Source organism: Cupriavidus sp. BIC8F, from assembly GCF_032465815.1.
Taxonomy (GTDB): Bacteria; Pseudomonadota; Gammaproteobacteria; order Burkholderiales; family Burkholderiaceae; genus Cupriavidus; species Cupriavidus necator.
The window spans coordinates 175,676-197,889 of the sequence record NZ_CP136097.1 but is presented as its reverse complement, the minus strand read 5'-3'; the positions used below and the strand labels follow the sequence as shown (position 1 = coordinate 197,889).

The 22,214-nt window shown below is 66.5% G+C and carries 18 protein-coding genes and 1 pseudogene; 16 read left to right on the top strand and 3 right to left on the bottom strand.

The window, feature by feature from the left end:
• Positions 1-23: 23 nt before the first annotated feature.
• The 7 genes and pseudogenes from RS901_RS37440 (at position 24) to RS901_RS37415 (ending at position 6,205) form a co-directional block, all read left to right on the top strand.
• The gene (locus RS901_RS37440; protein ID WP_316157658.1) at positions 24-1,154 is read left to right on the top strand and encodes an iron-containing alcohol dehydrogenase; all 1,131 of its coding nucleotides are present in this window, start codon (positions 24-26) and stop codon (positions 1,152-1,154) included.
• Positions 1,155-1,165: 11 nt separating this feature from the next.
• Entirely contained in the window at positions 1,166-2,308 is a 1,143-nt protein-coding gene (locus RS901_RS37435) for an acyl-CoA dehydrogenase family protein (protein ID WP_316157657.1), read from the top strand.
• A gap of 28 nt (positions 2,309-2,336) precedes the next feature.
• Positions 2,337-3,992, top strand: a complete 1,656-nt coding sequence (locus RS901_RS37430) for an acyl-CoA synthetase (protein WP_316157656.1) — start codon at positions 2,337-2,339, stop codon at positions 3,990-3,992.
• Positions 3,993-4,066: 74 nt separating this feature from the next.
• Positions 4,067-4,441, top strand: a complete 375-nt coding sequence (locus RS901_RS37425; protein WP_316157655.1) for a hypothetical protein — start codon at positions 4,067-4,069, stop codon at positions 4,439-4,441.
• A gap of 573 nt (positions 4,442-5,014) precedes the next feature.
• Positions 5,015-5,449 (top strand): site-specific integrase, encoded by a 435-nt coding sequence (locus RS901_RS39010; protein ID WP_410054265.1) that lies wholly within the window; start codon positions 5,015-5,017, stop codon positions 5,447-5,449.
• A pseudogene (locus RS901_RS37420) lies at positions 5,385-5,579 on the top strand (IS91 family transposase); the annotation flags it as partial. The gene RS901_RS39010 and the pseudogene RS901_RS37420, both read left to right, overlap by 65 nt.
• A gap of 377 nt (positions 5,580-5,956) precedes the next feature.
• On the top strand, positions 5,957-6,205 hold the full coding sequence (locus tag RS901_RS37415) for a LysR substrate-binding domain-containing protein (RefSeq protein ID WP_316157851.1): 249 nt from the start codon (positions 5,957-5,959) through the stop codon (positions 6,203-6,205).
• 151 nt (positions 6,206-6,356) lie between these two features.
• Here RS901_RS37415 and RS901_RS37410 read toward each other — a convergent pair whose 3' ends face one another.
• Together RS901_RS37410 and RS901_RS37405 are read right to left on the bottom strand one after the other, a co-directional pair.
• The gene (locus RS901_RS37410) at positions 6,357-7,814 is read right to left on the bottom strand and encodes an aldehyde dehydrogenase family protein (protein ID WP_316157654.1); all 1,458 of its coding nucleotides are present in this window, start codon (positions 7,812-7,814) and stop codon (positions 6,357-6,359) included.
• A gap of 18 nt (positions 7,815-7,832) precedes the next feature.
• Positions 7,833-8,756 carry a LysR family transcriptional regulator gene (locus tag RS901_RS37405; RefSeq protein ID WP_316157653.1) on the bottom strand — a complete coding sequence of 308 codons (924 nt, stop codon included), beginning with the start codon at positions 8,754-8,756 and terminating at the stop codon, positions 7,833-7,835.
• A gap of 368 nt (positions 8,757-9,124) precedes the next feature.
• Here RS901_RS37405 and RS901_RS37400 point away from each other — a divergent pair, with 368 nt between their 5' ends.
• The 5 genes from RS901_RS37400 (at position 9,125) to RS901_RS37380 (ending at position 14,802) form a co-directional block, all read left to right on the top strand.
• Complete coding sequence (locus RS901_RS37400; protein ID WP_316157652.1) at positions 9,125-10,618, top strand: UbiD family decarboxylase; 1,494 nt, start codon at positions 9,125-9,127, stop codon at positions 10,616-10,618.
• Positions 10,619-10,622: 4 nt separating this feature from the next.
• Positions 10,623-11,216 (top strand): UbiX family flavin prenyltransferase, encoded by a 594-nt coding sequence (locus RS901_RS37395; RefSeq protein ID WP_316157651.1) that lies wholly within the window; start codon positions 10,623-10,625, stop codon positions 11,214-11,216.
• A 69-nt stretch (positions 11,217-11,285) separates the two neighbouring features.
• On the top strand, positions 11,286-12,248 hold the full coding sequence (locus tag RS901_RS37390) for a tripartite tricarboxylate transporter substrate binding protein (protein ID WP_153955549.1): 963 nt from the start codon (positions 11,286-11,288) through the stop codon (positions 12,246-12,248).
• A 34-nt stretch (positions 12,249-12,282) separates the two neighbouring features.
• Positions 12,283-14,022, top strand: a complete 1,740-nt coding sequence (locus RS901_RS37385) for a GMC family oxidoreductase (RefSeq protein WP_316157650.1) — start codon at positions 12,283-12,285, stop codon at positions 14,020-14,022.
• A 78-nt stretch (positions 14,023-14,100) separates the two neighbouring features.
• Entirely contained in the window at positions 14,101-14,802 is a 702-nt protein-coding gene (locus tag RS901_RS37380; RefSeq protein ID WP_316157649.1) for a sterol desaturase family protein, read from the top strand.
• Between the two features lie 20 nt (positions 14,803-14,822).
• Here the strand turns inward: RS901_RS37380 and RS901_RS37375 are convergent, their stop codons facing one another.
• The gene (locus RS901_RS37375; protein WP_316157648.1) at positions 14,823-15,728 is read right to left on the bottom strand and encodes a LysR family transcriptional regulator; all 906 of its coding nucleotides are present in this window, start codon (positions 15,726-15,728) and stop codon (positions 14,823-14,825) included.
• A gap of 451 nt (positions 15,729-16,179) precedes the next feature.
• On the opposite strand from RS901_RS37375, the gene RS901_RS37370 reads away from it, so the two are divergent.
• Genes RS901_RS37370 through RS901_RS37355 form a run of 4 tightly spaced genes read left to right on the top strand, consistent with a single transcriptional unit; the run spans position 16,180 to position 22,211 of the window.
• A complete protein-coding gene (locus RS901_RS37370) occupies positions 16,180-19,227 on the top strand; it encodes a xanthine dehydrogenase family protein molybdopterin-binding subunit (RefSeq protein WP_316157647.1) in 3,048 nt (1,015 codons plus the stop codon).
• Positions 19,224-20,039: an FAD binding domain-containing protein gene (locus RS901_RS37365; RefSeq protein WP_316157646.1), complete on the top strand. Its 816-nt coding sequence runs from the start codon at positions 19,224-19,226 to the stop codon at positions 20,037-20,039. Before RS901_RS37370 ends, RS901_RS37365 begins: the two co-directional genes overlap by 4 nt.
• Positions 20,036-20,614 (top strand): (2Fe-2S)-binding protein, encoded by a 579-nt coding sequence (locus RS901_RS37360; RefSeq protein WP_316157645.1) that lies wholly within the window; start codon positions 20,036-20,038, stop codon positions 20,612-20,614. The genes RS901_RS37365 and RS901_RS37360 overlap by 4 nt, the downstream gene beginning before the upstream one ends.
• Positions 20,607-22,211, top strand: coding sequence for an AMP-binding protein (locus tag RS901_RS37355; RefSeq protein WP_316157644.1), 1,605 nt, complete (start codon positions 20,607-20,609; stop codon positions 22,209-22,211). Before RS901_RS37360 ends, RS901_RS37355 begins: the two co-directional genes overlap by 8 nt.
• Positions 22,212-22,214: the final 3 nt, after the last annotated feature.

Genomic DNA, 22,214 nt, shown 5'->3' with positions numbered 1-22,214 from the left:
ATCGACATATCTACGAGGAAAACATGGCTGTCATCAACTACCTGACTACCGTTCACATCGACTTCGGCGCCATCCGGATGCTGGGGGTCGAGCTGCAGCGCCTGGGCATCCAGCGACCGCTGATCGTCACCGACCGCGGCATCCGCGCCGCCGGTATCGCCGACAAGGTGCTCGAGGCCCTGGGCCCGGATTGCACGCCTACGGTCTTCGAGGACACCCCACCCAACCCGACGGAAGCCGCGGTGTCCGCCGCGACTGACCTTTACCTCGGCAATGGCTGCGACGGCATCGTGGCCGTGGGCGGCGGGTCGCCCATCGACCTGGGCAAGGCCACTGCGCTGCTGGCAACCCACCCGGCACCGCTGCAGACCTACGCGGCGGTGGAGGGCGGCGCGAGCCTGATCACCAGCCGTGTCGCCCCGCTGGTGGCCATCCCGACGACCGCCGGTACCGGCAGCGAAGTGGGCCGGGGCGCGGTCATCGTCATGGAGTCCGGCCGCAAGCTCGGCCTGCTTAGTCCGTTCCTGCTGCCGAAGCTCGCCATCTGCGACCCCGAACTGACGCTGGGATTGCCTCCGGCCCTGACCGCCGCGACCGGCATGGACGCCATCGCCCACTGCATCGAGACCTTCCTGGCGCCGGCCATCAACCCGCCCGCCGAGGCGATCGCTCTAGACGGCCTGCGCCGCGGCGTGGCCAATATCGGCAAGGCCACCGCCGACGGCTGCGACCGCGACGCGCGCTGGAACATGATGATGGCCGCCATGGAAGGCGCGCTGGCCTTCCAGAAGGGGCTGGGCGCGGTGCATGCCCTGTCGCACCCGCTGGGCGCGGTGCCGGACGTCTCGTTGCACCACGGCACGCTTAACGCCGTGCTGCTGCCGGTCGTGCTGCGCTTCAACAAGCCGGCGACCGAAGCCAAGCAGGCCGCACTGGTGCAGGCCATGGGCCTGCCCGCCGGCGGGGACCCGGCTCAGGCCATCAGCGAACTCAACGCCCGTCTCGGCTTGCCGGCTGGTCTCGGCGCCATGGGCGTGCCGCGTGACGTGTTGAAGGACATCGCGGTCGCCGCCACGAAGGACCACTGCCACGCCACCAATCCCCGCACTGCCACGGTCGACGACTACTTGGCGATGCTGCAGGAATCGTATTGAGGAGAAAGACGATGTCATACATCGCAGAACATCACGAGATGATCCGCGAGGCGGTGCGCCGCTTCGCCGAGGAAGAGATCGCACCGGTCGCCCACCGGTTGTGGGAAGAGGAGAGTTTTCCCTACGAGATCTGGCGCCGGGCCGGCGAACTGGGCTATATCGGGCTGCCGTACCCCGAAGCCTGGGGGGGCAGCGGCGGCGACTGGCTTGGCTTCGCCATTGCGCTAGAAGAGATCGCCCGCGTCGATTGCGCCGTGGCGGTGGCCATCATGGCCAACTCGACGGCTGCCAGCCTGCTCAACAACTACGGCACCGACGGCCAGAAGGCGCGCTTCCTGCGGCCGATCCTGACGGGCACGCAGGTCGGCTGCATCGGCCTGACAGAGCCGAACGCCGGCTCCGACGCCGCCAATATCCAGACCCGCGCCGTGCTGAAGGATGGCTGCTGGGTCATCAGTGGCGCCAAGACCTTCATCAGCAACTCGGGTTCCGAGATCACCGGCCCGATCGTCATTGCGGCGGTGACGGGAACCCGGCTCGACGGCCGCAAGGAGATTTCGAACTTCATCGTGCCGAACGGCACGCCCGGCTTCAGCCATGGCAAGAAGCTGCACAAGATCGGCTGGCGCGGATCGACCACATTCGAGCTGTTCTTTGAGGACTGCGCCATTCCTGCCGACCACTTGCTCGGCGAGCTCGGGGCCGGCCTCAGACAGACCCTGTCACAGGTGAGCACCGGCCGGATCCTGATCGGAACGCTGGGCCTGGGCATCCTGCAGGGCTCGCTGGAACGCTCCGTCCGCTACATGAGCGAGCGCACAGCGTTCGGCAAGACGCTCAACCAGTTCCAGTCGCTGCAGTTCAAGCTGGCCGACATGGCGACCCACGCGCACGCTGCCCGCCTGATGCTGTACGACGCCGCAGTGGCCAAGGACGAGGGCCGGCCCTACGATCGGCAGGCCTCGATGGCAAAGCTCTTCGCAACCGAGAAGGCCATGGAGGCGGCTCACCAGGCCGTGCAGATCCACGGCGGCAACGGGATCATGACGGAGTACGCGGTATCGCGCGCGTTCGGGGATGCCAAGGTGCTCGAGATCGTTGAGGGGACCTCCGAGATCCAGCGGATGATCATCTCCCGCGACGTAATGCACTGACGCACGGCTGCAGCCAGTGAGGCAATCCATGGAACAGGTCGAACACAACGCGGATGGGCTGGAGCGTAGCCCGGTCAACTTCGTGCCCCTGACGCCGATCTCCTTCCTGCGCAGGACGGCCGAGGTCTACCCTGAGCGTACAGCCATCGTCTACGGCGAGCGCCGCACGAGCTGGCGGGCAATGCTGGACCGCAGCCGCCGCCTCGCGTCGGCGCTGGTGGCCGCCGGCGTGAGGACAGGCGATACGGTGGCCGTGATGGCCGCCAACACGCCGGAGATGCTGGAGATGCATTTCGGCGTGCCCATGAGCGGCGCCATGCTGAACACGCTGAACGTGCGCCTGGACGCGGCCGCCATCGCCTTCATGCTCAGGCACGCGGATGCGAAGGTGCTGGTCACCGACACGGAGTACGCGGACGTAGTTGAAGCCGCACTGGCGCTGCTCGACGACGAGCCGCTGGTGATCGACATCGTCGATCCCGCCGTCGAAGGGGGCCGCAGGCTGGCGGAGATCGAATACGAGGGCTTCCTGGCCGGGGGCGATCCGCACTGGGAGGGTGGCGAGCCCGCCGACGAATGGCAGGCCATCGCCCTCAACTACACCTCCGGCACCACGGGCAACCCAAAGGGCGTGGTCTACCACCATCGCGGCGCCTATCTGGCTGCGCTGTCGAACATGCTCGACTGGGGCATGCCCCGGCACGCCGTCTTCCTGTGGACGCTGCCGCTGTTCCACTGCAATGGCTGGTGCTTCGCCTGGACGCTGGCGGCCAACGCCGGTACCAGCGTCTGCCTGCGGCGGGTGGATGCTGCCGCCGTGCTCGATGCGATTCGCGAGCACCAGGTCACGCACTATTGCGGGGCGCCGATCGTGCATGCGATGCTTGCCCACGCACCCGAAGCATGGAGGGCGGGCATCGACCATCCGGTCCACGGACTCATCGGCGGCGCGCCGCCGCCGATGCCGGTGATCGAGGGCCTGCTGCGCATGGGGATCAGGATCACCCAGATCTACGGGCTGACCGAGGTCTACGGCCCCGCGGCGGTTTGCGTGGAGCAGCCCGAATGGGACGACCTCGGCATCGGTGCGCTGGCGGAACGGAAAAGACGGCAGGGCGTCCGCTACACCGCGCAGGAAAGCATGGCCGTGCTGCATCCCGAAACCCTTGTGCCGGTGCCGTGGGACGGGAAGACCATCGGCGAAGTCATGTTCCGCGGCAACATGACGATGAAGGGCTACTTGAAGAACCCCGAGGCCACGGCGGAAGCTTTTGCCGGCGGCTGGTTCCACTCGGGTGACCTCGCAGCCGTCTGCCCGGATGGCTATGTACAGATCCGGGACCGTTCCAAGGACGTCATCATTTCGGGCGGAGAGAATATCAACTCGCTGGAGGTGGAGGAGGTACTCTACCGGCACCCTGCGGTGCGCTTGGCAGCCGTCGTCGCCCAGCCGGACGAGCGTTGGGGGGAGACGCCATGCGCCTTTGTCGAAGTCGTCGATGGCGCGAGGGTCGGCGAGCGCGAACTGATCGAACATTGCCGCGCCCACTTGGCGCACTTCAAGGCGCCGAAGAAGGTGGTCATCGGCCACCTTCCCAGGACGTCGACCGGCAAGATCCAGAAGTTCCTCCTCAGGCAACGAGCAAGTTCCGGCGCTCCCTGGCCCGGCCACGTACCGGCGTGAGTTCGCCCGTGAATGTGTTTCGGTGGCCCGCCGAGCCTGCTCTCCACATTCGGGGTATCCGTAAGCGCCCGGCCGTGGCGGAGCAGAAGACTCGTGTCCGGCATCGCATTGGCAGCGAAGACCGGTTGATCGACCGCCTTGGCGACATCCTGCGCGAGATGCGTGACTGGCGCGTTGCCACCGCACGGCAGGCACGGTATCTGTCCAGGCGTCACGGTATCGGCTACCAGACCGCGCTGCTCTTCCTCTATCGCGCGGAGATGCGTTCAGCGTGCCCGAGGCGCATGGTGATCTGTCTTGCCGCGGCGGTGGAACTTGGCATTGACTTGAGCGGCTTCCCGGCTGGATGCCGGATTGAGGAGGCAGAGTTATCGTCGGAACTCCGGGTCATGTATTGGGTGGCGTTACGGAGAGGCGCGGGGCGGAAGTGGAGCCAATGGCCGGGTTGATGGCGCCGGACATGTATGAGTACAGGGTAATGTCGGATGGTGGTCGGCTGAATCCGCAGTGGTAAGCGGCCGTAGGCATGGCAACCTGTGAGTAGCTGCTTGGCCTTCCCTGCCGTTGACGCACTGATTGCTGAATGACTGAAATGGCCGGCAGCGGAAGGTCAACGCGTCATCGCCTAACGTCTCATGTCGGCCTGCGAGCGGTCTTATCTGAGTGGCGCAACCTGTCCCGACTGGGTCCTTTGTCGACGTCGATTCGGTAGTTCCCTGTCGGAAGGCCCCAGAGTGAGGCGATTCATGGCTCTCTGTCTGTGACAGGTTTATTTCGTGTCCGCTCTTATTGAATTTGCACGACCGGCATCACGCGTCGAAACAAAAAAATTCCACTTTAAAATCATCAGCTTGGCCGAGATGCGGCGATTTTTTTTTACGATTACGCACAGAGACGGATTAGGCGAAGCGCCATGGAGCCGATAGCGACACCGCCATGTCGACGCGGGATTGCGCGAGAACAGTTGAGTGGTGAAGGTTCGCATAATGACCTAAACTTTCCCTACCGGCCATGGTGGCCGGATGACGCAGTCTGATCTGTCGCGCGGCAAGGAATGCTTCGCGGCGCTCGTACCATCATGCGCAACCGCAGCTCAATTTCTTAGCGAATTTGACGCGAATCTCGGCACCGTCAAGGGCTTGGCGGAGAGCACCCGCAGGAAGCATGGCCGGTTCGTTCAACGCTTCCTGGTTGGGTTGAGCGGCGACGGTCCGCCGAATTGGCAAGACCTGTCAGTTGAAGATCTCCGCGCGTACGTGCGTCTCGAACTCTCGAGCAAGAAGCGGCGACTATCGAATTCCCCCATCGTCGCGTTGCGCGCGATGTTGCGCTTTCTCGTCGTCAGAGGATTGGTGCAATCCGGCCTGGAGCAAACGCTGCCACGGATTCGGCCGCCGGCTGCTCGGCGTCGTTGCCCCCGCGGAAGAAACTTCCCGCGTCATGGACGACTACCGTGACCGATACCAGCGACTCACTGGCAGGTCGTTACGCGATTGCCCCGTCTGCAACAAGGGTCACATGGTATGCATCGAAACGTTTCTGCCGGGTGCACTTCCGCGTGCGCCGCCCCCTCACCATGTTCACTGATCCGTTGGCATTACCCTCGACCACGTTGCCATTCCTTCCTGCCGGCAACGCGCCCGGGCTTGCGCCATCCAGGCCATTCCGCGTGCAAATGTTCCGAAAGCTGCCCAATTCACCTCGCCATGTCGACCCTCGCACCGCCATCGCACGAAAGCCATCGGCACTTCACCTCAGTCTTACGCGTGTGGAGCGCGCCGGATCATCGCGGCGACCATTCAATGCACATGGACGCGCTACCGCCCGTGGAGCGATTTAGCACAGACGGTTTTTTAGTTACCGGTCGCGGGCTGCTCTCCCCAAGTGCAGTTCATACGCACGCGGCCACGACTGCTAACAAAAAACCCCCCCGCTGCCTTGTGCTCTGCAGAGCATAAGGGCGTATCCCGCGCGACCCTCAGGTGGAGTGCAACGACTTTCGTGCGCTGACGCACCTGGCAGGTCATTCCGATACGGTCCTGCTGGCACCCTCGCGTGCGCTCAAGGCCGAGCTGGAAGCCGGCGCGCTGGTGCCGCTGGATCTGGTGGGAAGCCCTGCCATGACCGTGGAATTCGTGGTCGTGCACCTGGCGCAGCGCACGCTGTCCCCGGCTGCGGATAGGGCGGTGGCGGTGGTCGAGGCGGCCGCATAGGCCGGTCACACCCGACCACAGAGGGGTGTTGCCATGGCGGCTGGCTGATGACGACCGAACTGGTCGAGGCCTCGGAAGGCTTTGCCGGCTCGGACCTGGAATCGGCCGTTCGCGAGGTGGTGAAGGACGCGTACCTGAACGGCGACGGCGTTTAAGCGCCGGCCAGTGCCATCCCCTGTGGCACGCCCGCTTGGATGCAGATGTGCTTCACTTCGGTGAAGTCGGCTAAAGCGTCGTACCCGTGGAGCCGTCCAAGCCCGCTCTGCCGGTAGCCGCCCGTCTCGGCTTCGGCGAACAGGCGGTTGTGGTCGTTGACCCAGACCGTGCCGTTGCGCAGCGCCCGCGCGAGCCGCATGGCGCGCTCGCCTTGCTGCGTCCAGACGCTGGCGGACAGGCCAAAGACCGTGTTGTTGGCCTTGGCCAGCGCCTCGCCTTCGGTCGCGAAGGTCTCGAATGTGACAAACGGCCCGAAGATCTCCTCCTGGCAGAAAAACGCATCGGGGTCGCTGTGTTCCACCAGCGTGGGGCTGAGGAAGGCGCCGCGCGCAAGCGCACCGCCTGGCATGGCGCCGCGCAGCAGGACCGTGTCAGCCTCGTCGCAGGCGCGCTCGACTTGCGCGCTGACCATCGCGCGCGTCGGGTGGTCGATCAGCGGGCCGATCTGCGTGCCGGGCTCGATGCCGGGCCCGAGGCGCAGCGCGGCCAGGACCTCACTCAGGTGCCTGCGCATCTGTGGGGCGATGGCTTCGTGCACCAGTACCCGCCGCGCGGCCGTGCATTGCTGGCCGGCGATGATGGTGGCGGCCAGCGCGAGCCGCTTCGCAACCGCCTCGGCGTCAACGTCGTCGAACACCAGGCAGCACGATTTCCCGCCGAGCTCCAGCGAGAGCTTCTTCACGCTGTCCGCGGCGGCAATCATGATCTTCTTGCCGGTCGCGGTCGATCCGGTGAAGCTCACCACGTCCACGTCGTGCGAGCGCACGAGGTGGTCCGCTGCCGCATAGCCCGTTTCGCAGACGAGATTGACGGCGCCGGCCGGCAGCGCTGTCCGCTCGAACAGGCGCAGCATGGCCGCTGTGAACAGCGTGGTTTGCGCTGCCGCTTTGATTACGGCCGTGCAGCCAGCGGCAAGCGCCGGCGCGAGGGAGCGCACGAGCAGTACCGCCGGTGCGTTCCAGGGGACGATGATGGCGGCGACGCCGGCCGGCTCGCGCAGGATGGTCGATATTGTGCCGGGCTCGGGCTCCAGCACGTGGCCCGGGATGTGCCTTGCCAGGCCCGCGTAGTAGCGGACCTCCGAGATGGCGGCGCCGATTTCGCCCCGGGCCTGCGCTATCGGCTTGCCGTTCTCCATGGTGAGCAGGCTGGCCAGCCTTTCTCGCTCTGCCTCGAGCGCGCCAGCCCAGGCTAGCAGCACATCCTGGCGCAGGCGGGCATGCTGACCCCAGGTGGTGCGCTCGAAGACATGGCGCGCGGCGGCGATGGCGCTTTCGGCTTGCCTGGCGCCGCCGTCCGCGAACTGCCCGACCAGGGACCCGTCGGCGGGGTTGACGCTATCGGCGGAAGGCTCGCCGGTCCAGGCGCCGGCAATCCAGTGTTGCGCGTTCATTCCATCTTCTCCTTGTTTCTAGTCTTGGTTTCCAGCGGGCGTAGCGGCATCCGACGTACGCTGGATCTCGCTGGCAATGATGTTGACCAGTGCCTCGGCCGCGGTGCTCAAGGGGCGGCGCGGGTGGCTGATGCGCACGATGTGCCGGATCAGCCGTGGCGCCAGGATGGAGTGCACGCGTAACGTGCCGCGGTCCACCGCGCGCTGCACCGCGATGCGCGGCAGGATCGTGGCCATGTTCGTTGACTCCACCAGCTTGACGATGGTGCCGAGCGCGTCGATCTCGTACTCGGGCGTGAGCATCATGTCCAGCTGATGCGCCGCGCTGTCGAGCACGCCGCGCAGGCCGTGGCGTTTGGTGGGCAGCACCAGTTCCACCTCGGGAAGGCTGGACAACTGGACCGAGGCGGGCAGGTCCGGGCCGTGGGCCGCGCTTGTTGCCAGCACCATTTCCTCATCAAGCAGCGGCCGGGCGTCAAGCGACAACTGAGCGCGCGGCTTGTTGATGATGGCCACATCCAGCTGGCCGCCCGCCACCCAGTCGATCAGCGTGGTGCTGTAGCCGTCGGCCACGGTCACATCGACCTGCGGATAGCGCATGCGAAAGCTGGTCAGTGCTTCGGCGAGCGCGCCCTCGGCGATGGAGGCGATCAGGCCGATCGTGATGTTGCCGGAGACGACCTCGTCCCGTTGCAGCAGTTGTTCGCGCGCATGCGTGATGTCGCGCATGATGGGCAGGAACAGCCGATACATCTGGCGGCCCACGGCGGTCGGCGACATGCCGTGCGCGCCCCGCTCGAACAGTTTTTGATTCAGCTCTTCTTCCAGCCTGGCGATCTGCATGCTCAGCGCGGGCTGCACGATATGCAACCGCTTGGCTGCACGAGTGACTGAGCCGTCCTCGAACAGCGCGATGAAGTACTGGATCTGCTTTAAATCCATGTGCCCGAGTTGCCGCATTTTTTCATCATCAAAAGTGATACTGAGGAATCAAAGCATAGGAATCAGTGATTTTCCAGGCGCAGCGTGCCGGCAGCGGCAATCGGGCCTGAGGTGCAGACTGAGGTGCAAAAATACACTGGGCGCTGCATGAAACGCGAAGGTCGCTTCCAAGGGGTCTATTAGCGTTCAGCGCATGGCGCCTGTCATCAGGTCAACTACGCATATCAGTAACTATGATATTTCGGATCAATAAACAGTATTAGACCTGATGCATCTTCCTGACTAGGCTTGCCTCACATTGTGTGCGGCGGGGCCAGTCAGGACCGGTCAGGGCCTGGACCGCACACCAACGACCCAGGAGTCATGCAATGCTCAGGCAACCCGCCGAAACGACGAACCGCGCGCCGCAAGCCGGCCCTTTGCCCGAAGGGGCGCTGACCCTGCGCAGCTGGCTGCGCCACCTCGGCGACACGGACCGGCTGGCAGCAATCGATGAGCCGGTTGCGCTAGAGCACACCCTCGCAGCGATTGCCAAGCGGCTGGATGGCGAGCGCGCGGCCTTCTTCCGCCGGCCTGGCGGCCATGCCGTTCCGGTCGTGAGCGGGTTCATGTCGCGCCGCGCGTGGATCGCCGAGGCGATGGGCGTGCCCGAAGCCGGCTTGCTGGAGCGCTTTCGCCGCGCGGCCGCGCAGCCCCTGCCGGTGAGCGAGGTGGGCCAGGGCGAGGCAGCGTGCCAGCAGGTCATCCACATGGACAAGGTGAACCTGCACAAACTGTTGCCCATCCCGACCCACAGCGAGCACGACAATGGTCCCTATATCACGGCTGGTCTGGCCATCGCGCGGAACCCGCGCACGGGCGTGCAGAACGTCTCGATCCACCGCATCCAGGTGCATGCACCGGACCGCATGGCCATCCTGATGCTGCCACGCCATCTCGATGCGTTCTACCGCGCGGCCGAAGAATGCGGCGAGGCGCTATCCATCGCCATCGTCATCGGCGTCGATCCTCTCACCATGCTGGCTTCGCAGGCCATCACGCCGATCGACCATGACGAGTTGGAGATCGCCGGGGCATTGCATGGCGCGCCGCTTGCCGTGGTCAAGTGCCGTACCAGCGATGTGCGTGTGCCGGCCAATGCCGAGATCGTGATCGAGGGCCGGCTTCTGCCCGGCGAGCGCGAGATGGAAGGGCCCTTTGGCGAGTTTCCGAAGTACTACAGCAGCGCCGAGCTGCGCGAGGTCATCCAGGTGGATGCTGTCACCCACCGTCATCGCCCGATCTATCACACCATCGTGCCGGCGGAGATGGAGCACCTGCTGCTCGGTGCGATTCCACGTGAGGCCACCTTGCTGGCACACCTGCAGCGCAGCCATCCCGGGGTGCAGGATGTGCATCTGTCGGTGGGCGGCGTATGCCGGTACCACTTGTATGTAAAGCTCGACAAGAAGCGCGAGGGTGAAGCGAAGAACGTCATTCTCTCGGCGTTTGGCGCGCACTACGACATCAAGCAGGTGGTCGTGGTGGATACCGATGTCGACGTCCACGACCCGGCCGAGGTGGAATGGGCCGTCGCGACGCGCTTCCAGGCGGATCAGGACCTGGTGGTGATCGCCGGGGCGCAGGGCTCGGTGCTCGACCCCTCCACGACCGTCGCGGCCAGCCTCGCCGGCATCGACAATCCCGAGCCGCACCTGCAAGGCATCTGCGCCAAGATGGGGCTGGACGCGACCCGCCCGGTCAAGTACGCAGCGCATGTGTTCACGCGCGTGCGGATTCCCGGCGAGTCAACCATCAATGTGCAGGCGCTGGTGTCGGTCGACCCATCGCACTGGGAAGCGTATCTCGGCGATGGAGCTTGATGCCATGGCCAGCCAGAGACGCATCATTGTCGGCATATCCGGCGCCAGCGGCGCGGCCATCGGCGTCAATCTCCTCAAGGCGATGCACAGCCTGGACGGCGTCGAGTCGCACCTCATCGTGTCGGCTTCCGGCATGCTCACCGCGACCCAGGAACTCGGCATCAAGCGCAGCGAACTCGAGGCGCTTGCCGACGTAGTGCATAACGTGCGCGATATCGGCGCGGCGGTGGCCAGCGGCTCTTTCGTGACCGAGGGCATGGTGGTCGCGCCGTGCTCGATGAAGACACTAGCGTCGGTGGCCAACGGGTTTTCCGACAACCTGCTGACCCGCGCCGCGGACGTGGTGCTCAAGGAGCGGCGGCGCCTCGTGCTGGTGACGCGCGAAACCCCGCTGAACCTCGCGCACCTGCGCAACATGCTGCACGCCACCGAGATGGGCGCGATCGTGATGCCGCCCGTGCCCGCCTTCTACGCACATCCGACCAGCATCGAGGACGTGGTCAATCACACCGTGGGCCGCATCCTGGACCTGTTCCAGATCGAGCACGACACGCTGGCCAGCCGCTGGTCGGGCCTCGCTCACGACTTTGCCGGCTGACGGCCAGCGCTGCGGACCGGGGCGCTGATTCCGGCCGAACTTTGAATACTGAACAGGCAGGAGACAGACATGAAAACGTGGCTCGCCCATGCCGGGCTCGCTTTGCTGTTGCTGACGGGGCTTGCCCATGCACAAGGCTATCCCACCAAGCCGATCCGCATCGTGGTGCCGTACCCACCAGGCGGTTTCAACGACACGCTGGCCCGCATCGTCGGCAGCAGGCTCACCGCAGCCTGGGGCCAGCCCGTGGTGGTGGACAACAAGCCCGGCGCGGGCACCATCATCGGCACCTCGTTCGTGGCCAAGGCCGCGCCCGATGGCTACACGCTGCTGGTGGTGCAGTTCCCCTTCGGTGCCAATCCCTGGCTCTATAAGTCGCTGCCGTACGACACCCTCAAGGACTTCACGCCCGTCATCCTGGCAGGCCAGTCGCCGATGACCCTTGTGGTGACCAACGGATCGCCGATCCGCTCCGTGGACGATCTTGTCAAATCCGCTAAGGGCACGCCCGGCAAGATCAACTACGGCTCGTCGGGCAGCGGCTCGTCCAACCACCTTGCCATGGCGCTGTTCGAGCGCAGTGCCGGCGTCACGCTCGCCCAGGTTCCCTACAAGGGCAGCACGCCCATGCTGACCGATCTGGCCGGCGGGCAGGTCGAAGTGGCCTTCGACGCGTTGCCCCATGTGCTGCCTTTCGTGAAGTCCGGCAAGGTGCGCGCGCTTGCCGTCGCCGACCGGAGCCGCTTTGCGTCGCTTTCCACGGTGCCCACCATGGCCGAGAGCGGCCTGCCTGGCTACGACGCGTCATCCTGGCACGGCATTGTCGCGCCGGCCGGCACGCCTCCGGAGATCGTGCGAAAGCTGAACGCGCAGATCAACGACGCGCTGCGCACGGCGGATGTGCGCAATATCTTCCACGAGCAGGGCGTGCGCCCCGACGGCGGCAGCCCCGCCGACTTCTCTGCGTTTATCGGCAAGGAACTGGCGAAGTGGAAGCAGGTGGTGCATGACGCGGCCATCCCCTTGCAATGACGGAGCAACGACGCACATGACAAGGGGAGACCGCATGGATACGCCGAGGGAGCGTTTCGACTACGTGATTGTTGGCGGCGGGTCCGCCGGTTGCGTACTGGCCAATCGCCTGTCGCAGGACCCGGCCATCCGCGTCGCGCTGATCGAGGGGGGCGTCGATACGCCGCCGGACGCTGTGCCGGTGGAGATCCTCGACAGCTATCCGATGCCCTTGTTCTTCGGTGACCGGTATATCTGGCCATCGCTGCAAGCCCGCGCTGTGGCAGGGGGCAGGTCCAAGGTCTACGAGCAAGGGCGCGTCATGGGCGGCGGCTCCAGCATCAACGTGCAGGCCGCAAACCGCGGGCTGCCGCGCGACTACGACGAGTGGGCCGCGTCGGGCGCGCCCGGCTGGTCGTGGCAGGATGTGCTGCCGTATTTCCGCAACCTTGAGCGCGATGTGGATTACGGCAACAGCCCGCTGCACGGCAGCCATGGACCGGTGCCGATCCGCCGCATCCTGCCGCAGGCTTGGCCGCCGTTCTGCACGGAGTTTGCGCACGCGATGGGCCGCAGCGGCTTGTCCGCGCTGGCCGACCAGAACGCGGAGTTCGGCGATGGCTGGTTTCCCGCCGCCTTCTCGAACCTGGATGACAAGCGGGTTTCGACCGCCATCGCCTATCTCGACGCGGATACGCGCCGGCGGGCCAATCTGCGGATCTATGCCGAGACAACGGTGCGCAAGCTCGTCGTATCCGGCCGGGAAGCGCGTGGGGTGATCGCCATCCGGGCCGATGGGTCGCGGCTGGCGCTGGACGCCGGGGAGGTCATCGTGTCCGCGGGCGCCTTGCAGTCGCCCGCCATCCTGATGCGCGCGGGGATCGGCGACGCCGGCGCGCTGCAGGCCCTCGGCATCGAGGTCGTGGCCGACCGGCCCGGCGTTGGCCGCAATCTCCAGGATCATCCGGCGCTGACGTTCTGCCAGTTCCTCGCGCCCCAGTACCGCATGCCGCTCTCGCGCCGGCGCGCCAGCATGACGGCGGCGCGCTTCTCATCGGGGGTGCCAGGTGGCGAGGCGTCGGACATGTACCTGTCCAGTTCCACACGGGCGGGCTGGCATGCACTCGGTAATCGGCTCGGCCTCTTCTTCCTGTGGTGCAATCGGCCATTCTCGCGCGGGCAGGTGAGCCTTGCGGGAGCCCAGCCGGATGTGCCGCCCATGGTGGAGCTCAACCTGCTCGACGACGAGCGGGATCTGCGGCGCATGGTGGCCGGCGTACGCAAGCTGGTGCGGATCGTGGGTGCGTCGGCCTTGCATCAGCATCCGGGTGATTTCTTCCCGGCTACGTTTTCGCCGCGCGTCAAGGCGCTGAGCCGCTTGAGCCGCGGCAATGCGTTGCTCACAGAGTTGCTGGGGGCATTGCTTGATGTCTCGGGGCCGCTGCGCAGAAGCCTTATCGCGCGCTTTGTCACGGGCGGGGCAAACCTGGCCAGCCTGCTGGCGGATGAGTCCGCGCTGGAGGGCTTCGTGCGCCAGAACGTCTTCGGGGTCTGGCATGCCAGCGGCACTTGCCGGATGGGCGCGCATGCGGACCGGAGCGCGGTGACGGATGCGGCGGGCCGCGTTCACGATGTTGGCAGGCTGCGCGTCGTTGACGCTTCGCTGATGCCGCGGCTGCCGACGGCCAATACCAACATCCCCACCATCATGCTCGCGGAAAAGATTGCCGACACCATGCAAGCCGAACGCCGCGCCGTCCCGCTGGCATCGAGCGAAGTTGCCCATCCGAGTTGAAAACCGAAGCTCAAATCCACGCTGAAGAACGAAGCTGCACGATGGGGCGCCACCGGCGGCTGGAACGAGGAGATAACGATGAAATACGATGACGAAATCCGCGCACGCTCTTACCGCTTCCGCGACGAATATGTCGCCGCCACCCCTGCGTGGTATCGCGGCGAACTGCATCTGGCCTTCACGCTGCTATTCACCGGCGGGGTGATTGCCTGGTGCGCGATGAATCTGCAAGCACCGACGCTGGCGCAGTGGCTCGCGATCGTGCCAATCTTCTTGCTCGGGAACTGGGCCGAGTGGGCCGCGCACCGCTATATATTGCATCGACCGACGCGCTTGTTCAGCGCGATCTATAAACGGCATTGCGCGGTGCATCATCGCTTCTTCACACATCTGACGCTTGAGTACAAAGGCCAGAAGCACTGGCGCGCCTTGTTGTTTCCGCCCTTTGCGCCGGTAGCCTTCGTGCTGGCGGCCGTGCCGTTCGCGCTGGTGATCGGCGTGGTGTTCTCGAAGAACGCGGGCTATATCGCGCTGATGACGATGGCGGCGTACTACCTGATGTACGAGGGCCTGCATACGCTGTCGCACATCACGGATAGCCCGCTGCTGGACCGGATGCCGTTCGTGGGGACCGTGCGGCGCCTGCACGTCACGCATCACGATCCTGAGCTGATGGCCATGCAGAACTTCAACCTGACCTTCCCGATCTGCGACACGCTGTTCGGCACGCGCAGCGATGCGCCGCGCGAGGTGCGCAGCCCGGTGGAAGGCCGGCGGTAGCCAGGGCCACTGCGCCAGGATCAGGCTGGCGTTCCGGATACCCTGCGGATCTCCTCGGCCACGATCGCGATCAGCGCGTCGGCGGCCGTGCTGAGCGGGCGCTGCGGATGGCTCACGCACACCAGGTGGCGCACGATGCGCGGCGCCAGGATCGGGTACATGCGCAGCCGGCCCTCATCCACCGCGCGTTGCACCACGATGCGTGGCAGCACCGTGGCAAAGCGCGTGGCCTCGACGAACTGCACGATGGTGCCGAGGATGTCGATCTCGAATTTTGGCTGCAGCGTGACGTCTTCGATCTGCGTCGCGGCGTCCAGCACGCCGCGCAAGCCGTGGCGCTTGGTGGGCAGCACCAGCTCCAGCCCCGGCAGCTTGGTGAGTTCCACCGCCGCCGGCAGTTCCGGGCCATGCTCGGCGCTGGTGACCAGCACCATTTCCTCGTCGTGCAGGGATTGCACATGGAGCGAGAGCTTGCCACGGGGCTTATGCACCACCGCCGCGTCGAGCTGGCCGGCGGAGACCAGGTCGATCAGCGTGGCGCTGAATCCGTCCGCGACCGATACCTCCACATTCGGGTAGCGCGCGTTGAAGCGCGCCAGCGACCCCACCAGCACGCTTTCCGTTTCCGACGCCACCATGCCGATGGAGATGCTGCCGGCCACCTGCTCTTCGCGTTGCATCAGTTGCTGCCGCGCATTGGCGAGGTCCCGCGTGATCGGCAGGCACAGCCGGTACATCATGCGGCCGGCGGCGGTCGGCACCATCCCGTGCGGGATGCGATCGAACAGCTTCTGCCCGAACTCTTCCTCCAGCTTGGCGATCTGCATGCTCAGCGCCGGTTGCACGATATTCAGCCGCTTGGCCGCGCGCGTGACGGAGCCGTCTTCGAACAGCGCAATGAAGTACTGGATCTGTTTGAGGTCCATGCCAAGTGATCGATTCTGTATCAATAAATTTGTTAGATTGGACTGAGCGTATCAGCTTTTTTGTTGCCACATTGCCGGAACGCCTGGCCACTATTGGGGGAAAACCCTTATCCGTGGCGCGTTAGCAGCCCAGATGTGCCCGCTAAAGTCCACCTGGACTGGCATCAGTAGAACTGATTGAACTGATCAAAAAACAATATTAGAACTAATACCATAATCTCACTAAGCTCCTGTTCAACGTTGCATGTCCCCGGCGGATTCGCCTATCGGGGCCGACGCGCAGAACGGAGTCAGGAATGAGACAGAACGATGCTGGCGGCATGACCGGCACGACACTGGAGACAGCGGTAGCGGGCGTTCGCCCCGTGCCGCGTGGCATCTCCCCGTGCCGGCCCGCAATCCCCGCTAACCAGATGGACCGTCCCAGTCCCGCCACGCGGGAGGGCCGGTCATGAGCGACAAGCGCAGCCTGCCCGCGGCAGCGGCGGCCATCCACCTTGAATCCGCAGCGGCCGGCGCGGCCGCGCGCCAGCGTCACGTCGGCCGCTCGATGGAGCGGCTCGAGGACGCCGCGATCCTCACCGGCCGTGGCCGCTTTGGCGACGACCTGGGCGTGAAGCCGGGCACCCTGCACGCCGCCATCGTGCGGTCCCCGCATGCGCATGCCGAACTCGGCACCGTCGATGCCAGCGCGGCGCTTGCCGCGCCGGGCGTGCATGCGGTGCTGACCGGCGCCGACCTGGCAGCCTGGTCGCGCCCCTTCGTGGTGGGGGTGAAGGCGCAGATGGGGCAATGGGCGCTGGCCATGGACCGCGTGCGCTATGTGGGCGAGCCGGTGGCCGTGGTCATGGCCGAGAGCCGTGCCCTGGCCGAAGACGCGCTCGACCTGGTGCGGGTGAATTATCGCGTGTTGCCGCCGGTGGTATCGATCGAGGCCGCGCTGGCAGACGATGCCCCGATCCTGCATCCCGGCGTGGGCGCCAATGTGGTGAGCGACCGGCACTTCCGCTACGGCGAGCCCGAGGCCGCCTTTGCCGCCGCGCCGCACCGGGTCGCGCTGACCGCGCACTATCCGCGCAACACCTGCACGCCGATCGAATGCGGCGTGGTGGTTGCCGAATTCCTGCCTGGTGACGAGGGTTATGACGTCACCTCCAATTTCATGGGGCCGTTCTCGCTGCATGCGGTGATGGCGATGGCGCTCAAGGTGCCGGCCAACCGGCTGCGCCACAAGGCCCCGCGCGATTCCGGCGGCAGCTTTGGCGTCAAGCAGGCGGTGTTTCCTTACGCGGTGCTGATGTGCCTGGCGTCCCGCAAGGCCGGCGCGCCGGTGAAGTGGGTGGAGGACCGCCTCGAACATCTCAGCGCGGCCACCTCCGCCACCGCGCGGCTGTCCACGCTGGAAGCCGCGGTGGAGTCAGACGGCCGCATCAAAGCGCTGGCCTATGACCAGATCGAAGACTGCGGCGGCTATCTGCGCGCGCCGGAGCCCGCTACCTTCTACCGCATGCACGGCTGCCTGACTGGCGCCTACGACATCCCCAACCTGCTGGTGCGGAACCGCGTGGTGATGACCAACAAGACGCCCACCGGCCTGGTGCGGGGCTTTGGCGGCCCGCAGGTGTATTTTGCGCTGGAGCGGCTGGTGCATCGCATCGCGACACAACTCGGGCTCGATCCACTCGATGTGTATCGCCGCAACTTTGTCGCCGCCGATGCCTTTCCCTATCGCGCCGCGGCGGGCGCGTTGCTGGACTCCGGCAACTACCAGCTGGCGCTGGCGCGCGCGCTGGAAGAAGGCGGCTACTACGAGCTGATGTGCCGCCGCGATGCCGCACGCGCCGAGGGCCGGCTATATGGCATCGGCTTTGCCGCCATCGTCGAGCCGTCGGTGTCGAACATGGGCTATATCACCACCGCCATGCCCGCCGAGGCGCGCAAGAAAGCGGGGCCGAAGAACGGCGCCATCGCCAGCGCCACGGTCAGCGTCGACCTGCTCGGCGGCGTGGTGGTCACCATTGCCTCGACGCCGGCCGGGCAAGGCCATATGACGGTGTGCGCGCAGGTGGTGGCCGATGTGCTCGGCGTGAATCCGGCCGACGTGGTCGTGAACGTCGAGTTCGATACGCACAAGGATGCATGGTCGGTCGCCGCTGGCAACTACTCCAGCCGTTTCGCCGGCGCCGTGGCCGGCACCGTGCACCTGGCCGCCGAGCGGGTGCGCGACAAGTTGGCGCGCATCGTGGCGCCGCAGTTCGGCTGCACGCCCGCCGAGGTGGTGTTCGAAGACGGCCGCATTGCCCACAAAGGCGCGCCCGAGTCCGGCCTGCCCTTCACGCGCGTGGCCAGTAATGCGCCGCACTGGTCACCGCAGCAGTTGCCTGCCGGAGAGGAGCCGGGCCTGCGCGAGACGGTGTTCTGGTCGCCGCCCAACCTGGAAGCGCCGGATGAGAACGACCGCATCAACACCTCGGCCGCCTACGGCTTTGCCTTCGACATGTGCGGCGTGGAGATCGACCGCGCCACAGGGCGCGTGCGCATTGACCGCTACGTGACCGCGCACGACGCCGGCACGCTGCTCAACCCGGCGCTGGCCGATGGCCAGATCCGCGGCGCCTTCGCCCAAGGGCTGGGCGCGGCGCTGATGGAGGAGTTTCGCTATGGCGCCGACGGCAGCTTCCAGTCCGGCACGCTGGCCGATTACCTGATGCCGACCACCTGCGAGGTGCCGGACCCGGTGATCGTGCACCTGGAGACGCCCAGCCCCTTCACGCCGCTCGGCGCCAAGGGCCTGGGCGAGGGCAACAACATGAGCACGCCGCCCTGCATCGCCAACGCGGTGGCCGACGCGCTCGGCGAGCAGGACATCCGCCTGCCGCTGACCCCGGCCAAGGTGATGGCCATGGTGGGCTTCGACGATCCGCCGCCGTCGCGCCCCGAGCTGCTCGAAGCGATGCGCGAGGCCGCCGTGCCCGCGGCCCGCAAGGGCAGCGGCAAGGCGCTCACCGCGCGCGGCTCGGTGGATCTGGATGCCACGCCCGAAGCCATCTTCGCCGTGCTGGTGGATCCGCAGGCGCTGGCCAAGGTAGTGCCAGGCTGCCACGCGCTGGAGCGCACCGCCGAGAACCACTACCGCGCCGATGTGACGGTGGGGGTTGGCATGATCAAGGCCCGCTTCGAGGCGGAGATCGCACTGTCGGACCTCGATCCCCCGCGCCGACTGCGGCTGGCAGGCGCAGGCATGTCCTCGCTGGGCAGTGCGCGCGGCGCCGGCCTGGTGGAGTTGGTCCCGCATGGCAGCGGCACGCGCCTGAGTTACGACTACGAGGCCGAGGTATCCGGAAAGGTTGCTGCCGTGGGCGGCCGCATGCTGGAGGGCGCTGCCAAGGTGGTGCTGCGCCAGTTGTTTGAATCGCTCGGCCGCCAGGCCGCCGGCAAGCCGGTACGGCCGCAAGGCTGGCTTGCCCGACTGCTGGCCCGCTTGGGAGTACGCCGATGAAACCGTCTGCTTTCGATTACCTGCGCGCCGAGACCACGCAGCACGCGCTCGAGGCGCTGGCCCGTGGCGGCGAGGGCGCGCGCGTGCTGGCCGGCGGCCAGTCGCTGATGGCGGTGCTCAATATGCGCCTGGCGCAGCCGCAACTGCTGATCGATATCTCGCGCACCGCCGAGCTGGACACGGTGCGGGTGGAAGACGCTCACCTGGTGGTGGGTGCCGCGGCCACGCAGGGCAGCGTCGAATGGCGCGGCTCGCTGGCCGACGAGGTGCCGCTGCTGGCCATGGCCTTTCCGCATATCTCGCATTTCCAGATCCGGAATCGCGGCACCGTGTGCGGCTCGGTCGCCCATGCCGACCCGAGCGCGGAATTGCCCCTGGTGCTGACCGCGCTGGGCGGCGAGGTGGTGCTGCGTTCAGCCCGCCGCCGCCGCGTGCTGCCTGCGGCCAGCTTCTTCCAGGGCATGTTGATGACGGCGCGCGAGCCCGACGAGCTGGTGGAGGCGGTGCGCTTTCCGCTGCGGCGCCCCGGGGCGCGCTACGGCTTTGCCGAATTCTCCGCGCGCCACGGCGATTTTGCGCTGGTGGCCTGCGCGGCCACGGTGACCGATGACGCCATCGCGCTGGCGGTTGGCGGCGTGGCGGACCGGCCGGTGCTGGAAACCTGGCCGCGCCTGCAGGGCAAGGACCTGGAGCAGGCCATCAACGATTTCAGTTGGAAACTGGGCGCGCAGGACGACGCCCATATCAGCGCGCAGTACCGCCGGCACCTGGTGCGGCAACTGAGCATGCGTGTGATCGAGGAGGCAAAATGAGCAAGACCACCAAGGGCGCCGTTTCCGGCAAGCCCGCCGAGGTAATGCAGCGCCAGGAGCAACGCCGCATCACCCTGACCCTGAACGGCCGCGAGCGCAGCGGCCATTGCGAGCCGCGCGAGCTGCTGTCGGACTTCCTGCGCCACGAGCTCGGCGCCACCGGCACCCATGTGGGTTGCGAGCACGGCGTCTGTGGCGCATGCACGGTACGTGTTGACGGCGTTGCCGCGCGCTCGTGCCTGATGCTGGCGGTACAGGCCGAGCACCGGGCCATCGATACCGTCGAAGGGCTGGCGCCGGCCGAGGGACTGGGCGACCTGCAAGAAGCCTTCCGCCGCCACCACGCGCTGCAGTGCGGCTTCTGCACCGCAGGCATCCTGATGTCGTGCGCGGACTACCTGGAGCGCGTGCCGGAACCCAGCGAGGCGCAGGTGCGCGACATGCTGTCCGGCCACCTGTGCCGCTGTACGGGCTATACGCCAATCGTGGCGGCCGTGCTCGACGTAGCGGCCAGTCGTGCCCGCGCGCGCGCTGCCGCCATCGGCGTAGCCAGCCAGGAGGCCTGCGATGCTTGATCTCGGCCGCACCTTCTTGCAAAGCGTGGAGCGCAGCCCGCACACGCCCGCCATTGTCGACGGCGACCTGATGCTCACCTATGCGCAATGGTACGAGCGCATCCGGTGTGTGGCGTCCGGCCTGCGCGAGATCGGCCTGGCGCCGGGCGATCGCCTGCTGGTCGTGTTGCAAAACCGCTGGGAAATGGCCACGCTGCACTGGGCCTGCCAGTTCGCCGGCATCGTGATGGTGCCGCTGAACTGGCGCGCCAAGCCGGAGGAGCTCGATTACTGTGTGCAGGATGCCGGCGTCAAGGCGCTGGTGTTCGAGCCGGTCAGCGCCGATGCGGTGCTGGGCAGCCCCGCGGCGCAGGCCGTGCCCTGCATTGCGCTGGACTGCGCGGCTGGCGGCTCGATGTCCTTCGCTTCGCTGCTGGACAGCGCCGCGCTGCATGGCGGCCCGGTGGCAGAAGCGGGCGATGTCTCGCTGATGCTCTACACCTCGGGCACCACCGGCAAGCCCAAGGGCGTGCCGCGCCGCCACCAGCAGGAGCGCGCCGCGGCGCTGGCGCACGTGGCGCAGAACCTGTATCGCCATGGTGAGCGCACCCTTGGCGTGATGCCGCTCTACCACACCATGGGCGTGCGCTCGCTGCTGGCAATGGCGCTGGTGGACGGCCTGTTCGTCTGCGTGCGGCGCTGGAACGCTGGGCAGGCGCTCAAGGAGATCGCCACCCACCGAATCAGCTGCCTGTACCTGGTGCCGACGCTGTACCACGACCTGCTGGCCGATCCGGGGTTCGATGCCTGCGTCGTGCGCAGCGTGACCAAGCTCGGCTTTGCCGGCGCCTCGATGAGCGACGGCCTGCTGCGCCGCCTCGCGCAGGCCTTCGAGCCGGAGCTGTTCGTGAACCACTACGGCTCGTCGGAGGTGTACACCTTCAGCGTGGACCAGCGCGCCACCCGCAAGCCCGGCAGCGCCGGGCGCGCCGGCATCAACACGCGCCTGCGCGTGGTGCGCCTGGATGCCCGCTCACCCGACGATCTGGCGGCTACCGGCGAGGAAGGCCAGATCATCGCCGACCTGCGCGGCGACGAGGCCTTCGAGGGCTACTGGAACCGCGACGACGCCAACGCCAAATCGCTGCGCGATGGCTGGTACTTCACCGGCGACACCGGCTACTTCGATGCCGAGGGCGACCTCTTCGTCAGCGGCCGGGTGGACGACATGATCATCAGCGGCGGCGAGAACATCTCCCCGGTCGATATCGAATCGGTGCTGTCGCTGCATCCGGCCGTAGATGAGGTGGCGGTGGCCGGCGTGCCGGATCCGCGCTGGGGCCAGAAGGTGGTGGCTTTCGTCAAGCCGCGCGGCAACATCGACGCGCAAGCCCTGGATACCTACTGCCGCGGCTCCGACCTGGTCAATTTCAAGCGCCCGCGCGACTACGTCTTCGTGGAGGAGATTCCCAAGTCGCCGGTTGGCAAGATCCTGCGCCGCAAGTTGTCCGCCGGCGAATACGCGCTGGCCCCGCATTCCATGAGCCCCGACCCTAATCCCAACCCCAACCCCAACCAGGCTGCGGACGCCGCGCCTGTCGATACCATCAAGGAGTAAGAC

Bases quoted from the DNA above. Each gene is read 5' to 3' on its own strand.
- RS901_RS37440 (WP_316157658.1), top strand. From the start codon at position 24: ATGGCTGTCATCAACTACCTGACTACCGTTCACATCGACTTCGGCGCC.
- RS901_RS37435 (WP_316157657.1), top strand. From the start codon at position 1,166: ATGTCATACATCGCAGAACATCACGAGATGATCCGCGAGGCGGTGCGC.
- RS901_RS37430 (WP_316157656.1), top strand. From the start codon at position 2,337: ATGGAACAGGTCGAACACAACGCGGATGGGCTGGAGCGTAGCCCGGTC.
- RS901_RS39010 (WP_410054265.1), top strand. From the start codon at position 5,015: ATGACGCAGTCTGATCTGTCGCGCGGCAAGGAATGCTTCGCGGCGCTC.
- RS901_RS37410 (WP_316157654.1), bottom strand. From the start codon at position 7,814: ATGAACGCGCAACACTGGATTGCCGGCGCCTGGACCGGCGAGCCTTCC.
- RS901_RS37405 (WP_316157653.1), bottom strand. From the start codon at position 8,756: ATGGATTTAAAGCAGATCCAGTACTTCATCGCGCTGTTCGAGGACGGC.
- RS901_RS37400 (WP_316157652.1), top strand. From the start codon at position 9,125: ATGCTCAGGCAACCCGCCGAAACGACGAACCGCGCGCCGCAAGCCGGC.
- RS901_RS37395 (WP_316157651.1), top strand. From the start codon at position 10,623: ATGGCCAGCCAGAGACGCATCATTGTCGGCATATCCGGCGCCAGCGGC.
- RS901_RS37390 (WP_153955549.1), top strand. From the start codon at position 11,286: ATGAAAACGTGGCTCGCCCATGCCGGGCTCGCTTTGCTGTTGCTGACG.
- RS901_RS37385 (WP_316157650.1), top strand. From the start codon at position 12,283: ATGGATACGCCGAGGGAGCGTTTCGACTACGTGATTGTTGGCGGCGGG.
- RS901_RS37380 (WP_316157649.1), top strand. From the start codon at position 14,101: ATGAAATACGATGACGAAATCCGCGCACGCTCTTACCGCTTCCGCGAC.
- RS901_RS37375 (WP_316157648.1), bottom strand. From the start codon at position 15,728: ATGGACCTCAAACAGATCCAGTACTTCATTGCGCTGTTCGAAGACGGC.
- RS901_RS37370 (WP_316157647.1), top strand. From the start codon at position 16,180: ATGAGCGACAAGCGCAGCCTGCCCGCGGCAGCGGCGGCCATCCACCTT.
- RS901_RS37365 (WP_316157646.1), top strand. From the start codon at position 19,224: ATGAAACCGTCTGCTTTCGATTACCTGCGCGCCGAGACCACGCAGCAC.
- RS901_RS37360 (WP_316157645.1), top strand. From the start codon at position 20,036: ATGAGCAAGACCACCAAGGGCGCCGTTTCCGGCAAGCCCGCCGAGGTA.
- RS901_RS37355 (WP_316157644.1), top strand. From the start codon at position 20,607: ATGCTTGATCTCGGCCGCACCTTCTTGCAAAGCGTGGAGCGCAGCCCG.